A 310-nucleotide genomic window follows, 5' to 3' on the forward strand; every position below is an offset into this window, starting at 1 on the left:
CTAGTGCGGTGACCATGAACGTTCACCGGGTCTGGTCGTCAGGCCGCCTTGGTGCGGGGTCGGCCCCAGCGTTGTTGGCGTTCGCTGCGGATGCGGGCGCGTTCGCGGCGTTGTGCGGCCAGCACGTCGGGGTGGCGGGCGTTGGCGTTGCGCCAGCGTAGGTAGGTGTGCAGGTCGCGGGCCAGGACGGTGTGGTTGGGGTAGTTGGAGTTGGCCATGGTGAAGGCGCGTAGTGGGCCGAACTGGGCCTCGATCGGGTTGGCCCAGGAAGCGCTGGTCGGGGTCAACACCAGTTCGACCTTGTTCCGTG

Annotated in this window: 1 pseudogene; it reads right to left on the bottom strand. The window is 67.7% G+C overall.

The features are described 5' to 3' along the window. Nucleotides 1–38: 38 nt before the first annotated feature. Nucleotides 39–310 (bottom strand): annotated as a pseudogene (locus tag QMG73_RS46185) (IS630 family transposase); the annotation flags it as partial.

It is taken from the genome of Phytohabitans aurantiacus, from assembly GCF_027923225.1.
In the GTDB taxonomy this organism is placed as follows: Bacteria; Actinomycetota; Actinomycetes; order Mycobacteriales; family Micromonosporaceae; genus Phytohabitans; species Phytohabitans aurantiacus.